We start from the raw sequence: 14,771 nt of genomic DNA on the forward strand, positions 1-14,771 counted from the left end.
ATGATGTTTATTTATGCTCTGAGAAAGGGAGCTCCCGGCGCAGGATATTTATTTTTACCCTTCGCCGGGCACAGGATGGCGGCAAACAATCAATTAACCTTTGCGGCGCGTATTAACGTCTTTAAGCAGGCGGTTGATCCTGGCGTCCGCAAACATCACCTCCTGCGTCACGCTAAGTTTGCGTCGCCAGTTAGGATACTGGTCGGTGGTGCCCGGCACATTGACCGGCTTTGCCATATCCAGCCAGTCCTCCGGCTGCAGGCCGAGCAGCGCGCTGTCGCTGGCGGCGATAAAACGCTGCATACCGCGGTTGAGCTGCGCCGACATAGCGCTGTTAGCCGCCAGTTTACCACAGCGTTTGGGTACGCAGCCCGTACGGTGCAGCGCATCCAGCAGCGCCTGCTTTTTCCGCGCCCGGTCGGCAAATAATTCGCCGAGTATCTGTTTATCCGGGTACAGACCCAGCGTTTCACCCAAGGTTAAATCCCCTTCGCTCCAGAAACCGCGCAGCGTGGGAAGATCGTGGGTAGAGGCGCTGGCCATTGACTGACGTGGCCAGGCATCAGGGGAGCGGTAGCGCCCCGACGGCTCCTGTTCAAAATAAAGGACTTTCCAGGAGTAGATGCCGCTATCACGCAGCCTGCTGACGATCTCCGGCGGAACCGTGCCGAGATCTTCACCAATCACCATGCACTGCTGGCGTTCACTTTCCAACGCGAGAATGGCGATCAGATCGTCCACCGGGTAGTGAACATAAGCACCAACATTAGCGGTTTCACCGTAGGGTATCCACCACAGACGCAGCAGCGACATCACGTGGTCAATACGCAGCGCGCCGCAGTTGACCATATTCGCACGCAGCATATCAATAAAAGGCTGGTAACCCCGCATGGCCAGTACCTGCGGATCCATCGGCGGCAGCCCCCAGTTCTGCCCCTGTGGGCCGAGGATATCCGGCGGCGCGCCTACCGATGCCTGTAGGCGGTACAGTTCGCGGTCGCACCAGGTTTCCGCCCCACCTTGCGCCACGCCAACCGCCAGGTCGCGGTACAGCCCGATCGGCATGCGATGCTCCAGGCAGCATTGCCAGCACTCGGCGAACTGCCGGTCGGCCAGCCATTGTAGCCACAGCCAGAAGCGCACTTCATCAGCGTGCTCATCACGGAACTGCTGTACCGCATCGCTACCGCCATGTTGCCAGGCTTCCGGCCAGGCCGGCCAGCCCCAGCGCTTCGGGTCCTCTTTCAGCATCTGCCCGTGGAGAGCGTCATAGGTGGCCTGATCGACCAGGCTTTGCCCGCCATCGGTAATAAACTGCTCGAAGTCAAGGCGGCCTGGGTCTTGCTGCGCACGCTGCAAAAACTGCTGCCAGGCGTAGCGCAACCCACGGATTTTCAGTTCGCCTACCGTGGCATAATCCACCCATTCTGCCTGACGCGCCTTCTCCAGCCGCTGCCGGGTATTTTTCTGCTGCCACCAGCGCTGCCCGGCCTGGCTTTGCTGGAAGTCCGCCACCGCCGCCACGTCGATATAAATCACGTTTAGCCAGCGGCGCGATGAGGGGCTGTAAGGGCTGGCGTTTTCGGGCATGGCTGGGTACAGGGCGTGGATCGGGTTAAGCCCGATGAAGGAACCACCGCGTAGGGCAATGTCGCTCACCATGCGCTTGAGATCGCCGAAGTCGCCTATCCCCCAGTTTTGCTCAGATCGCAAAGTGTAAAGCTGCACGATCGCGCCCCACAGCTTATCCCCCCGCCTGAGGGCTGGGGGTTCATAGCAGCGTTGCGGTGCCACAATAATGCGGCAAGACCACTGCTTTTTTCCCTGGCTAAGCAGCAGCTGATGATAGCCATTGGGCAGATCCAATGGCAGCGTCAACAGTCCCCCGGCGCTGACGCCGCCGCTAAACGCCTCTCCAGACTCGCTGTCCAGCCGCCATTGATAATCGCCTTTGCCGCCAATCTGTAGTGGCTCAATACACTTTTGCAGCAATATGGTACAGGGGGGCAGAGGGGCATGACGGGCTTTTTGCGGCGCATTCATCGCCGCCAGCAGCTTTTCAGCCGTTGCCTGACTGACGGCCTGCTCCTGACCGGCAGCATTGATCCAGGTCGTGGCAATCCCGGCCTTTGCAGCGGCCCGTTCAAACTTTTTCATACTCATCGCCGTGCTCCTCTACCTCTTGGCCTGCCAGATGCGCTGTTGATAATCGCGAATTGAGCGGTCAGCGCTGAACATCCCGCAGCGGGCGGTATTCAGGATCGCCGCGCGCGTCCAGGCTTCCGGGTCTCGATACAGCGCGTCGACGTTGAGCTGCGCATCGCAGTAGCTGGCGAAATCCGCCAATACCAGCCAGGGATCGCCGCCTTTGCCCAGACTGTGCAGTAGCATATCGAACGCGTGCTTATCGCCGCCGCTGAACAGCCCTTTTTCCAACTCCTTCAGCAGGCCGTCAAGATGCCTGTTCTTCTTGCGCAGCTTGAGCGGGTCGTAACCGCCTGCCTTGAGCGATTTCACCTGCTCCACCGTATTGCCAAAGATAAAGATATTCTCCCCGCCCACCTGTTCGGCTATCTCAACATTCGCGCCGTCAAGCGTGCCGATAGTCAGCGCGCCGTTAAGCGCCAGCTTCATATTACCGGTGCCGGAAGCCTCATAACCGGCGGTGGAGATCTGCTCGGAAAGATCCGCGGCCGGGATCATCAGCTCGGCGGCGGTAATACGATAGTCAGGAATGAACACCACCTTCAGCCTGTCGCCAACCAGCGGATCCTGGTTGATCTTCTCCGCCACCTTGTTAATGGCGTAGATAATATTCTTCGCCAGGGCATAGCCCGGCGCGGCCTTAGCTCCGAACAGAAAGACGCGCGGTACGATATCCAGCTGCGGGTTGTCGCGCAGCCGTTTATAGAGTGAAAGGATATGCAGCAGGCCGAGGTGCTGGCGCTTGTACTCATGCAGCCGCTTAATCTGCACGTCGAACAGCGCCTGCGGGTTGACGACAATACCGGTGCGCTCTGCGATATACGCCGCCAGCCGCTGCTTGTTATCCTGCTTTATCTGGCGATACTGCTGCCGAAACGCTTTGTTATCGGCAAACTTCTCCAGCCCCCGCAGCGCATCCAGCCGGTTGGCCCACTCAACTTTAAGCGTGTCGTCAATCAGCCCCGCCAGCGCCGGGTTGCACTGCTTTAGCCAGCGCCGGGGCGTGATACCGTTAGTGACGTTATGGAATTTCTCTGGCCACAGCTGGTGATATTCCGGGAACAGATCTTTTACCACCAGATCCGAGTGCAGCGCCGCCACGCCGTTAACGGCAAATCCGCTCACCACGCAGATATTCGCCATGCGCACCTGCTTATCATGTATTAGCGCCAGTTTCGCCCACATCTTTTCATCGCCCGGCCACTGTTCGTCGACCCGCTGCTTAAAACGGCGGTCAATCTCTTTGATCAGGGTAAAATGGCGCGGCAGCAGGCTGCGTAACAGCTTTTTATCCCAGCGCTCCAGCGCTTCCGGCATCAGGGTGTGATTGGTGTAGGCAAAGGTTTTGCTGACAATCTCCCAGGCTTCGTCCCAGCCCAGCTGATGCTCATCCAGCAGCACGCGCAGCATTTCGGGAATGGCGATCGTGGGGTGGGTATCATTCAGCTGGATCACTTAAAATCGGGCAGCTGCTGAATTGTGCGCCCGGCAAGATGATGGCGGCGCAGAATGTCGGCTACCGAACAGGCGCACTGGAAATACTGCTGCATCAGGCGCAGACGCTTGCCCTGCTGATGGTTGTCGTTCGGATACAGCACTTTCGTCAGTTTCGCGGCATCAATACCCTGCTGCTCCGCCTGCAAAAATTTGCCGTCATTAAAAAGGGTGAGATCGAACGGATGGGCATGCGTGGCCTGCCACAGGCGCAGCGGCTGTACCACGCCGTTGCGATAGCCGGTTACCGGCAGATCCCAGGCTTCGCCGCGCAGCATAAAAGCCGGCTGCCAGCGGAAGCCGCCGCCGTCGTTTTTCACCACCTTGCCGCCAATACCGACATCCACGTCCAGCGCGGCGTTATGGCGAAACCACGGGTAGCGATCGCGCTGCCAGTCATCCGGCGCTTCCTGCTGTTTACCGTCGGCAAACGACTGGCGGAACAGCCCGTATTGATAGTTAAGGCCGTAGCCGATGGCCGACTGGCCCACCGTTGCCATCGAGTCAAGATAGCAGGCCGCCAGCCTTCCCAAACCACCGTTGCCCAGCGCCGGGTCGACTTCTTCCTCCAGAAGCTCACTGAGATCGCGCTGATAGCCGGCCAGCACCGCCTTCACCTCATCGTACCAGCCGAGATTGAGCAGATTATTGCCCGTCAGACGGCCGACCAGAAACTCCATCGAGATATAGTTAACGTGGCGTTGATTGGTCGCCGTTTTTGCCGCTGGCCGGGTCGCCAGCAGTTCTGCCAGAGCGTGGCTTATTGCCTGCCACCACTGATGTGACGTCATTTCGCTCGCGCTGGCGTAGCCCAATTGCCGCCAATGACGGGTCAGGGCTGACTCAAAACGGGTCTTACTGAATTTCTGCTGCGGCATACCGTCCCTCGCAAATAGTTGGGTACAGCTGAAGATGTGAGCACAAACACTTTACAGTTAAGACGGCAAAACGGAAAAAAGCTCATCGCAGAGGCCGATGAGCGAAAAAAAGCGTAAAAGAGTCTCTTTTCCAGGCAGACAGCCCGGAGGATATTTATCCAGCCGTTGCCGGAACGGGAGTACATCTGCGCCAGCAACGGCTTTTCAGATGATGGCGATCCGCTAACACAGCTCCAGATGAACATCATGCTGTTCAATGGTTTTCAGCACGCTGGCCGGCGGCATTTGATCGGTAAACAGGTAGTCAATCATCCCCATATTTCCTAAATTCACCATCGCGTTACGGCCAAATTTCGAATGGTCGGCAACCAGCATTACGCAGCGAGAATTTTCAATAATTGCACGCTTGGTGCGCACCTCGTGATAGTCGAAGTCCAGCAGGGAACCGTCCAGATCAATACCGCTGATCCCGAGAATACCGTAATCAAGGCGGAACTGGGAGATGTAATCCAGCGTTGCCTCGCCCATAATCCCACCGTCGCGGGTACGCACTTCTCCACCGGCCAGGATCAGCCGAAAATCAGGCTTCGCCATCAGCAGCACCGCCACGTTAAGGTTGTTGGTCACGATACGGAGATTGCTGTGGTTCATCAGCGCATGGGCTACCGCTTCCGGCGTGGTGCCAATATCAATAAACAGTGAAGCGCCATCCGGGATCTGGCTGGCAACACGCTGGGCAATACGTGCTTTTTCCAGCGACCACATCATTTTTCTATCCTGCCAGGCGCTATTTTCTGATGTGGAAGGTAAGGCCGCGCCGCCGTGGTGGCGCTGAATTCTGTTCTGTTCCGCCAAATCATTTAGGTCACGGCGAATGGTCTGCGGGCTGACGGCAAAATGCTCTACCAGCTCCTCGGTACTGACATATCCCTGACGCCGCACCAGGTCGATGATGGCGTCATGACGTTGTGTTTGCTTCACAAGCTTCCCCTTATCCCTTTCTCCTGCACGCGACGGGCGGCTGCTCATCACGTGGAGAAGCTGCCGAAAAATTAGCGTCGACGCGTATCGACAAAAGCCATCGCCAGTCCGACCAGCAGGCCGGTGACATGGGCCGCATTGGCTATCGACAGCCCAAACCAGCCGAAATACCCCACCAGCAGCCAGAGAACCGCGAAAGCCATCAGCCCGCGCTGCAAAAAGATACCGCTGTCGGGATCGCGCTCGCCACGCAGCCAGCTGTAGGCCATCAGGGCATAGACCACTCCAGAAAGCCCGCCAAACAACACCCCGCTAAATTTCGCCTGCATCCAGCCGCTCAGCAGCGCCGAGATCAGCATGATGACAAACAATTTACCGCTGCCGAGGCGCTTTTCCAGCGCGCCGCCGAGATACCAGAACCACATCAGGTTAAACAGGATATGCAGCAGGGAAAAGTGCAGCAGCGCGTGGCTGAACCAGCGCCACAGTTGATAATGCTGCGTTTCATCCGGCCATGACAGCAGGCTCATCACCGCCTGGTCACCCACCACCTGCATCAGGATAAACACCAGCACACAGGCAGCGATCACCGACAGGGTTAGCGGGCCTGCGCGTTCCCGCAGATTAGCCAATAGCGACGTGTGCTGATAATGGATGCCGCTGTGGGTGGTACCGGAGTGCCAGCTTGCGGCCTGGTAGCGCGCATGATTGGGATCGCGAATAAACCGATCGAGTTCGTTTTCGACCACGCCAGACTGCGACTCATCGTCCAGCCACAGCGTATAGCCGTTGTCGCGCTCAATGCGCAACCTGATGCCCCGCGTGGACATGTAGTCAACAAACGCCTGCGCCGGGCGTAAATGAGTGAAATGGGTAATGCGCATAATCGAACGGCTTCCTTTTTTCAATCGGATAGGGTGGGCCAGTATAGCGGCTTCATCCGGCAAGTTGCAGGGTAGTCTCACGACTCCCGATGAGTGATATCGGGTAGTGGTGCCTTCATGTCATACAGACAAAGTAAGCGGCGATAATCAGTACATTTTTTGTCTGCGAAGTTAATCAGGAAATTCTTCACATCTTTAAGTGGAAGAATTTCTCTATAGGCTGAGTAAAATATCATCGAAAACTGTTTGCTTTGAGCATAACCAGCATTGGTTATTTCAGTAATATCAATAATATCCGCCTGGCATGATGCAGGTATCCTAGCAAATACCTCATCGATCTTTCTGCGTTGCCTTATTTTTTTATCTTCAATATCTGTTAGCTCAGGGCAAATATTGCCGAAAGCATAGAAAGGGAAATGCTGTGTTGCTAAAATCCTCTGCTTATTAAGAAGTAATATTAACTGGTAATTTTCTTCCTCGACCAGTCTAAAATAATTCTGCATCATTTCTGTTGTTGTCTGGTACTCATACCTTATTGTTTTAGACGACCCAACAGCGAGAACCATATCTCCATTACTCAGAGAGTCGATATCTTCTGTTATACTAACTTTTATATCTCCACCGCTTCTTATCTCTCCCCATACACTTTGAACTTTACGTATATCCATAGCAGAAACAGGGAGCAGGAGATTGGATATCGAGTTATATATATTACTAAATGCATTCGTCTTTATTTTATTTATTCTTATAGTTGACAGTCCTTCTATATCTATATCGTGTTCCACAACCTCGTCAGATTGTGATTCTGAATCATGCTCTACTAACAAGAAATTTCTGCGAATACGCTCCGCCATTTCAGATCTATAATCAACACACGAAAAAATAGTTTTTAGAATATCTTTTATGTTTGAATCGCTAATGCTGTAGCCAATGAAAATAATTGGGTTATGTATGAATAACGACAATAGCTGGGCGCGAATAAGCTCATACTCTTGATTGAACTTATGATAGTCATTATCAGTGATAATCATACCTTCAGAATCAGTTACACACCCATGAATTTTGTAGACTGAACCATAAGGGTTACTGAGGAGTATGTTATTACCAATAAGAGGGTTAAATTCAAAAATTTTCTCTATCAACAAATCATAGTTCGTAGTTATAATTGAACCTATGTTCTTCCTCGCTTTGGTCAATAGCTTTATTTCTTCATCAACCCCGAGTTTATAATCAGTGCTTCTTAAAAGATGCGCTAAGTACATTTTGAATCTACTACGCCCTCCACCACCGGCTTCCATGTCTTTATAAAACTCATCATTTATAAAGGAGAATGGTCCATATCTATCATTACTAACTTCAGTGTTAAATAAATCCTCAATATCACTGGCAACCTTCTCATAATTAACCTTCCCATCATATTGGTGACGGTATCGTATGTCGAAATATTCCTCAACATTTCCACGAAGATCAATAACAACTCTTTTCAGAAGAGCATCCCAACTAAAAGACTCTGTCAGGTAGCGAAGACTAAATCCTGTACCCACAAATAATACCGGATGGTTTTTATAGTTCCTAACAAAATCATTTATATTCATTTAAACCACCATTCTTTAATTTTCTAAAATAGGTAGCCCTACTAATTTCCAATTCCTCCCAAGAATGACCAAGAAAGGGGCGACCTCCACCTTTACTACGCTTTCCTCTGACTGATTGAATATCAGGCTTGTGTGTTCTAATAAAAAATCAAGGAAAGATGACTCACTAAATTTACCGCTAGTCCACTTAGCAATGCTTTTAGCTATGCTGTTCACCTCATTTTCATCCAGAGGCGTAGCAAATTGCTGATTATAGGCTCTGGCACGTTCGTAGCAGGCTTGAAGCCACTGGTAATACTCAGGCCAGCCCTGACGGATAGCTCGGTAAGCCCACTTACGGGTTTTATCGAACAGGGTGCAGTTACGGCCTAAGCCGTAATCGGCAACGATTTCTTTGTCGTTCGCGGCGTTCAGATCGAGAGAGTCGGCCAGCCAGTCCAGCGTGTAAAGTTCAGGCTGCCATACAGCAATTTTCCAGTGCCCGTGATTCGGATTCTTGCAAATTAGCCCCGAATACCCCGTGTCAGCATCCAGTTTTTTACGTAGCGCATTCTCTACGGCGGCTGCGTATTTCAACGGCTTCATTTTTCCATCTGGCGCGGTGCGTATCGAGGTTTTCAGCGCATAAAGCAGGTGAGCATGGCCGTTTTCAGGGTTGGTGATGGTCAGTGTGGGCGCGGGCGCGTTGCGATCGCTCCAGTCGATGGCAGCACCAAGACGGTCAACGTCAAAACCCAGCCAGAACATGGCGTGAGGCTGGTTAAACTGGATGTATTTCGCCAGAATCGCGCGCTCTTTTCCCGCGATGCGTACACCAAAATGCAGATCGTCCGAAAAGTACGGCTTGTTAGGTAAGCGGTCGTTGAACAGGTCGAGAGCTGGGTTAGTCACTCATGCCAGCGCTTCTGGCGGGCTGTTGTCTTGCACTGTGCATGTGCTAATATCCTTCTTAGGTTTTATGCTTGGCCCTGACTTCATATTCCCTTCCGCCAAGTTGAGGTATGAATTCGGGGCTTTGTTTTTTCTGCCGTTAACGTTACACGCGAACAGCGACTCCTGTCGAATCCTTCCGTCACAAAGCCTTAATGTGAGGCAAGTTCCTGAAAGAATTTAGGGTTGGCCTGTATGGTCGCCAGCACCTTCGCCGCCAGTCCGGTCGGGTTACGCCTGCCCGTTTCCCAGCTTTTAATGGTATCGAGGCTGGTGCCGAGCACCTTCGCCATTTCATCCTGCGTCACGTTCAGCTGGGCGCGGAGTGCCTTCACATCAGCCAGTTCGTAGCGCGTGACGCGGGCAGGCGCTTTAACGCCTTTTTTGATCTCGACGGCTTCTTCCAGAGACGCCTTCAGTTCGTCAAAAAAACTCATGTTACACCTCGTCATTCAGTAGTTTAGTCAGCTTCTTCAGATCGACTTTTTCGGCGTCAGTCAGGCTGTCTTTGGTGCTTTTCGGGTAGGCCATCACCAGATAGATAATCTGGTCGGTGGCCAGGAAATAAATCAACCGCGCACTGCCGCTTTTTCCCTGATTGCCGGTTGCCATTCTGATTTTTCGCAGCCCGCCGGTTTGCCTGATTGAATCACCTTTATCCGGTGATTCAATCAGCGTTTTCTGGAGATCTTTTAGCTCGTCGTCCGTGGCGATTTGCTTTATCTGACGGGTAAACATCGGCGTTTCGATAAACTCTATCGCATGGCTCACTGTGTTATTCCCTTGCCTTGCAAGGGTACATTGTACACCAAGATAATGTTGCGTCTACTTCGGTTATCACGCATGTACGGTGCTAAAGCATGACCAATTAACTAAATTACGATTCTGGGCGTTCAGGAAGAAGCTTAACGACAACGTAGACGACAAAAATCGTCAATCCGATCGCTATAAATCGCTCATGCCACGTTTCATAATGAAAAAACCAGTAGCAACAAACGATAAGAAGTACCCCACCCAAAAGTGAAACACCAGTTTCAATAATGGTATGGAATGTGCGCTGCCAAAAATTCAGTTTCTTAGGCTCATTTTTTTGCATTGATTTCACTCGATACGATGTCAAGAATCCGTTCAAAAGCAGGCTGCCCCTGCGTTCTACGGACATTCAGGGCTTCAATAAATGGGTTGAGTGCTGGTTCGGCAAAGAAATAAAGCAGGTCGAAATTTCTTTGCCGAAGCGCATAATAAATTTCCGGGTTTACCTGGCGAAGACGTTCTGATGTGTAGAGACACCGTTCGATCATGCCGCCAATCAGTAAGGTATTGCCAATGATCCCCCCGCGCAGTTTGACAAACAGGGAGCTGCTTTGCGCGATTGAGGTGGCTATCCTTGAAGAAATGACAGAGTTAGTTACAGCCCGCCCAGCCATTGAAGCAATGGTTTTGCTATAAATCGCGTTTTGCTTTGATTCAGGTACATCTTTGTTGAATGCGTGAAGAACAATCTCGATAGTTTTCGTGAAGTTATGATTTTCTAAAATACCGTACCTGATAGCTCTGACCATTCGTGTTTTTTCAATCTCACGACAAGATCTGGTGTCGGTATCCATAAATCCATAAGCCAAATATCCAATGTCTTTTGGCACGGATAAAACGCCATCTAAAAAACCTATTACCGACTCCGGCGACATGATTATCTGGGCTATACGCCTCGCTATTTCAGTACAACTACGCATCATAATCCCTTTTACTGTACTAAGTTTGCTTTACATACGATGATCGAAACTACGGCCAGGTCTATTTTTTAAGTCAGTTTTTCCTGTCCTTCCTACCGCCGGTTAGCTGCTGAAATTCTTATATTCCTGATCGAAACTACCGGTACTAAAGCGTCAGGCCGTGATAGCGGGTGCGCTGCTTTTCCAGTTTCAGCTGGTGTTCGTGCTGTTTTACGAACGCATTAACCGGCTGAGATTGTCGCTCAAGCTCTCGACCTGCCCGCGCAAGCTGTTCACCTGACTGCTCAAGTGCTGACACACCCTGTCGCTGCGGCTCGGCGCGGTCAAAGTAGGGTTGCAGCCGTTTCCCGCTCTGTAATTCGATGTTAGGGATCACGAAGTTCAGCTCGAGGCGGACTTTGTCCTGATGCTCAACCCACAGACAGGCGTACTGGTCTTTGTCGAGACCGGTTAAACGTCACGTTGCCGCCGCACGGCTATCACTGCGCGCTAACCTGCTGTGGAAAAGCGATGCGCCAGGCCTCGAAGCCACCGTCTATGCTGTAGGCCGCGCTAAAGCCCTGCCCCAGCAGGTACTGTGCGGCACCCTTGCTACTGTTACCGTGATAGCACATGACCAGCACCGGGCGCGCGAGATCGCTTTGCGCGAGAAACGGCGGCAGTGATTCATTGCTCAAGTGAAAGGCGCCGCTGGCATGTGCGGCGGCAAAGCTTTGTGCATCGCGAATATCCACCAGCAACGCGTTATCGTCTGCCAGTTTCTGCTGCGCCTGCTGGATATTAATGCACTCAAATTGTTCCATGACGGGGTCTCATCAAAAGCGAAATAGCGCTCATTATAGCCTGAAGCGAACGCACGATAACCCGTATAACAGCAGGGTTAAGACGTTTTAATTTGCTACAAATATGTTATGTGCATCACGCATAATTGTTTTTATCCGGTTAACGCTGGTATCAATGTTTGTTTGCAACTAATATAATGTTCGAAAACGAACATTAGTAACAGATTCCGAATACCGGAGGAGATGACGTGGAAACCAAAGACCTGATCGTAATCGGCGGCGGCATTAATGGAGCCGGCATCGCGGCTGATGCTGCCGGACGCGGGCTGTCGGTGCTGATGCTGGAGGCGCAAGATCTCGCCTGCGCCACCTCCTCCGCCAGTTCAAAACTGATCCACGGTGGCCTGCGCTACCTGGAACACTATGAGTTTCGTCTGGTCAGCGAGGCGCTGGCCGAACGCGAAGTGCTGCTGAAAATGGCACCGCATATTGCCTTCCCAATGCGCTTTCTGCTGCCGCACCGCCCACATCTGCGTCCGGCATGGATGATCCGCGTCGGCCTGTTTATGTACGATCACTTGGGCAAACGTACCAGCCTGCCGGGGAGTAAAGGCGTGCGTTTTGGCTCAGAATCAGCACTTAAACCTGAAATTATGCGCGGTTTCGAATATTCCGACTGCTGGGTAGACGATGCCCGTCTGGTGGTACTGAACGCGCAGGAAGTTGAGAAACGTGGCGGCGAAGTTCGTACCCGGACCCGCGTCACGCGCGCCCGGCGTGAAGATGGCCTGTGGATCGTTGAGGCCGAAGATATCGACAGCGGCAAAACCTTCACATGGCGTGCCAAAGGTCTGGTCAATGCCGCCGGCCCGTGGGTAAAACAGCTGTTTGATGACAGCCTGAAACTTAAGTCTCCGTACGGGATCCGCCTGATCAAGGGCAGTCATATCGTCGTGCCGCGCATTGGTACGCAGAAGCAGGCCTACATTTTACAGAATGAAGACAACCGCATCGTGTTCGTCATTCCGTGGATGGATGAGTTTTCGATTATCGGCACCACTGACGTCGAGTACAAAGGTGATGCGCACAATGTGAAAATCGATGATAACGAAATCAATTATCTGCTCAAGGTATTTAACGAGCACTTTAAGAAGGATCTCTCCCGCGACGATATCGTCTGGAGCTACTCCGGCGTACGCCCACTGTGTGATGACGAGTCAGATTCCCCGCAGGCAATTACCCGCGATTATACGCTGGACGTGCATGACGATGGCGGTCAGGCCCCGCTGCTGTCGGTGTTCGGCGGTAAGCTCACCACCTATCGCAAACTGGCCGAACACGCGATGGAGAAATTAAGCAAATACTATCCGCATGCGGGAGCCGCCTGGACCAAAAGCTGCGTGCTGCCGGGCGGAAATTTTGCCGGAACGCGCGACGATTATGCCATCAGCCTGCGCCGCCGCTTCCCGTTTATCAGCGTTGAGATGGCGCGCCACTACGCGCGCACCTACGGCAGCAACGCGGAGCAGCTGCTGAAAGGAGCGACCAGCCTGGCAGACCTGGGTGAACTGTTTGGTCACCATTTCTATGAGGCCGAGTTGCGCTATCTGGTGGAGCATGAGTGGGTACGCGCCACCGATGATGCTATCTGGCGCCGAACCAAAGAAGGCATGTGGCTGAATGAAGCGCAGCAGGCACGCATTGGTGAATGGTTGGCGCAACACGCCAAACCTCTGCTGTCGCTGGCATCCTGATGGAGATTGGGCGGACCCAAAAATAAAGGGCCGCCCTTTAACACCAACCTCTGTGGGCAGGCCCGCTACACCAGGTGGTGAACCGCATTAAGGCTTTTAGCTTCCGCTGCGGGAAGACGCATCCTCTTTTTTCAATTCCGACAACTGCTTATTAGTCTCTGCTAGTTGCTTTTCGATGTCCTTCATCTGATTGAGAGTGTACTCATTAAGGTAGGCTAATTGAGCATCACGCTCCGCGTCATTCTTGATATATTCACCAGTCACATTAGTGTTGATTTCTAATTTTTTTTGGAGTATTACCAAACTTTCTTCAAGTTTTTGTTTATTTTCCAATAGAGCAGTGATGTCGGGTTGTTCGACAACATTCAGAGAAGATGATTTTTTTTCCTTAGTGGCTTTGGGTAATGGCTCATTGGAATACTCAATGTTGCCCAGTCTTCTTTTCAGTTGAGAGCAAGCTCGATCCGACGTGTGGCTTTCCTGATTATCAGGCAGAATATCTTTAGAATCCGTTGGTCTAATGTCCATAACTTCCCCTTTGAAATTAAACTATAAATCCATAAGACATTTTTCCACAAGAGACGTGACTTCAAAGTCATGATTTTTTATTGTGTCCATCAGGCTATTGACCAATAAATTAAACATGACAGAGAGAGAACCGTCGAACGCAAAAAATTATTTTCTTAGGAGTGCAGTATCCTCTGTGCCTACCCTATTATATTCATTTATAAGCCGATTGCTCCGTTCAGAAAGAACAAGAGGCATCTCTCTGAGATACTTCTCTACCGTCACCATGATGATTTCGGTGGCTTCGCGTCTATCATCAAGGATTTTATCAATTTTCATTATTTCCTCACGACTCTTACTGGTCCTTAGGTCAAACGTTTTTTCCCTGTCTGCTGGCACCAATTCACCATCAAGAGGTTTATTATTAATTTTTGCCTGAAATGTATTTGTCTCACTAATGATTTTATTTATTTTAGACACACCCTTGCTCCGTCTTCCTAAGAGCTCGTTGAGTTTCACCTCTAACTTTAAAGGAATGCCTTTACGTTCCAATTCCATTTTAATTCTTAGGCCAGGCAAGTTATCCTTATTTTCATCCAATATTTTCTGGGCTATTTCTTGACGTTTTATATCATCTACACCAGGGACATTACCCTTCAAAAAGGCATTGTTTATTTTATTAGTTGTTATTAATTTTGATTCCTCTGGCCTGGTGTAAACCATAGCATTGATGATTTTTGCATTACATTCACTCGACCCCAGATTGTAAGTTGAAACTCTTAAAATATTATCTCTTAATGTCTTATTTTTAGTTTTAATAGCCTTATTTTCCAGTGCTTTGCGAAAAGTGGAGTTACCGATAAGATCTGCACCAACAGAGCTATCTACAACGCTCTCTAATTTTTTTAGTATTTTCCTTGCGTCATAGTCGGATATAGTAGCACCCAACACATTGCAAGCTTTTAAGTAAAGGAGATGACAATTTATAGCTGACATGTTTCTATTCCATAAAAGCCATTATTTTACAA

Annotated in this window: 12 protein-coding genes and 2 pseudogenes; 1 reads left to right on the plus strand and 13 read right to left on the minus strand. The window is 51.2% G+C overall.

Annotated elements, in window-relative coordinates; all coding sequences use genetic code 11:
• Nucleotides 1-93 precede the first annotated feature (93 nt).
• The 11 genes and pseudogenes from malQ to glpE all read right to left on the minus strand — a co-directional run bounded on the left by malQ (nucleotide 94) and on the right by glpE (nucleotide 11,503).
• Complete coding sequence (malQ, locus tag ETA_RS17350) at nucleotides 94-2,163, minus strand: 4-alpha-glucanotransferase (RefSeq protein ID WP_012442905.1); 2,070 nt, start codon at nucleotides 2,161-2,163, stop codon at nucleotides 94-96.
• Between the two features lie 12 nt (nucleotides 2,164-2,175).
• A pseudogene (gene malP, locus ETA_RS17355) lies at nucleotides 2,176-4,577 on the minus strand (maltodextrin phosphorylase).
• A 222-nt stretch (nucleotides 4,578-4,799) separates the two neighbouring features.
• Nucleotides 4,800-5,558, minus strand: coding sequence for a DeoR/GlpR family transcriptional regulator (locus ETA_RS17360; RefSeq protein WP_042959193.1), 759 nt, complete (start codon nucleotides 5,556-5,558; stop codon nucleotides 4,800-4,802).
• Between the two features lie 71 nt (nucleotides 5,559-5,629).
• A complete protein-coding gene (glpG, locus tag ETA_RS17365; protein WP_042959194.1) occupies nucleotides 5,630-6,442 on the minus strand; it encodes a rhomboid family intramembrane serine protease GlpG in 813 nt (270 codons plus the stop codon).
• Nucleotides 6,443-6,519: 77 nt separating this feature from the next.
• Nucleotides 6,520-8,037, minus strand: a complete 1,518-nt coding sequence (locus ETA_RS17370; protein WP_012442908.1) for an SIR2 family protein — start codon at nucleotides 8,035-8,037, stop codon at nucleotides 6,520-6,522.
• Nucleotides 8,024-8,928 (minus strand): annotated as a pseudogene (locus tag ETA_RS17375) (replication initiation protein). The gene ETA_RS17370 and the pseudogene ETA_RS17375 overlap by 14 nt, the downstream one beginning before the upstream one ends.
• Before the next feature lie 191 nt (nucleotides 8,929-9,119).
• Nucleotides 9,120-9,404 carry a NadS family protein gene (gene nadS, locus ETA_RS17380; RefSeq protein WP_012442910.1) on the minus strand — a complete coding sequence of 95 codons (285 nt, stop codon included), beginning with the start codon at nucleotides 9,402-9,404 and terminating at the stop codon, nucleotides 9,120-9,122.
• Nucleotide 9,405: 1 nt separating this feature from the next.
• The gene (locus ETA_RS17385) at nucleotides 9,406-9,738 is read right to left on the minus strand and encodes a type II toxin-antitoxin system RelE/ParE family toxin (RefSeq protein WP_012442911.1); all 333 of its coding nucleotides are present in this window, start codon (nucleotides 9,736-9,738) and stop codon (nucleotides 9,406-9,408) included.
• Nucleotides 9,739-10,049: 311 nt separating this feature from the next.
• Complete coding sequence (locus ETA_RS17390) at nucleotides 10,050-10,700, minus strand: hypothetical protein (RefSeq protein WP_012442912.1); 651 nt, start codon at nucleotides 10,698-10,700, stop codon at nucleotides 10,050-10,052.
• Nucleotides 10,701-10,845: 145 nt separating this feature from the next.
• Nucleotides 10,846-11,076, minus strand: coding sequence for a hypothetical protein (locus ETA_RS20500; RefSeq protein WP_012442913.1), 231 nt, complete (start codon nucleotides 11,074-11,076; stop codon nucleotides 10,846-10,848).
• Between the two features lie 103 nt (nucleotides 11,077-11,179).
• Nucleotides 11,180-11,503: a thiosulfate sulfurtransferase GlpE gene (gene glpE / locus ETA_RS17400; protein WP_012442914.1), complete on the minus strand. Its 324-nt coding sequence runs from the start codon at nucleotides 11,501-11,503 to the stop codon at nucleotides 11,180-11,182.
• Nucleotides 11,504-11,730: 227 nt separating this feature from the next.
• Between glpE and glpD the strand changes: the two genes are divergently transcribed.
• The gene (gene glpD / locus ETA_RS17405; RefSeq protein ID WP_012442915.1) at nucleotides 11,731-13,236 is read left to right on the plus strand and encodes a glycerol-3-phosphate dehydrogenase; all 1,506 of its coding nucleotides are present in this window, start codon (nucleotides 11,731-11,733) and stop codon (nucleotides 13,234-13,236) included.
• A 96-nt stretch (nucleotides 13,237-13,332) separates the two neighbouring features.
• On the opposite strand, the gene ETA_RS17410 is transcribed toward glpD, so the two are convergent.
• Both ETA_RS17410 and ETA_RS17415 read right to left on the minus strand, forming a co-directional pair.
• A complete protein-coding gene (locus ETA_RS17410; protein ID WP_012442916.1) occupies nucleotides 13,333-13,764 on the minus strand; it encodes a hypothetical protein in 432 nt (143 codons plus the stop codon).
• Between the two features lie 147 nt (nucleotides 13,765-13,911).
• Nucleotides 13,912-14,739 (minus strand): hypothetical protein, encoded by an 828-nt coding sequence (locus ETA_RS17415; RefSeq protein WP_012442917.1) that lies wholly within the window; start codon nucleotides 14,737-14,739, stop codon nucleotides 13,912-13,914.
• Between the last annotated feature and the right edge of the window lie 32 nt (nucleotides 14,740-14,771).

Origin of the sequence: Erwinia tasmaniensis Et1/99 (genome assembly GCF_000026185.1) — a bacterium.
Lineage (GTDB): Bacteria > Pseudomonadota > Gammaproteobacteria > Enterobacterales > Enterobacteriaceae > Erwinia > Erwinia tasmaniensis.

Excerpts from the sequence above, each read along its gene's own strand:
- malQ (WP_012442905.1), bottom strand. The coding sequence starts at position 2,163 with ATGAGTATGAAAAAGTTTGAACGGGCCGCTGCAAAGGCCGGGATTGCC.
- glpG (WP_042959194.1), bottom strand. The coding sequence starts at position 6,442 with ATGCGCATTACCCATTTCACTCATTTACGCCCGGCGCAGGCGTTTGTT.
- ETA_RS17370 (WP_012442908.1), bottom strand. The coding sequence starts at position 8,037 with ATGAATATAAATGATTTTGTTAGGAACTATAAAAACCATCCGGTATTA.
- nadS (WP_012442910.1), bottom strand. The coding sequence starts at position 9,404 with ATGAGTTTTTTTGACGAACTGAAGGCGTCTCTGGAAGAAGCCGTCGAG.
- ETA_RS17390 (WP_012442912.1), bottom strand. The coding sequence starts at position 10,700 with ATGCGTAGTTGTACTGAAATAGCGAGGCGTATAGCCCAGATAATCATG.
- glpE (WP_012442914.1), bottom strand. The coding sequence starts at position 11,503 with ATGGAACAATTTGAGTGCATTAATATCCAGCAGGCGCAGCAGAAACTG.
- ETA_RS17410 (WP_012442916.1), bottom strand. The coding sequence starts at position 13,764 with ATGGACATTAGACCAACGGATTCTAAAGATATTCTGCCTGATAATCAG.
- ETA_RS17415 (WP_012442917.1), bottom strand. The coding sequence starts at position 14,739 with ATGTCAGCTATAAATTGTCATCTCCTTTACTTAAAAGCTTGCAATGTG.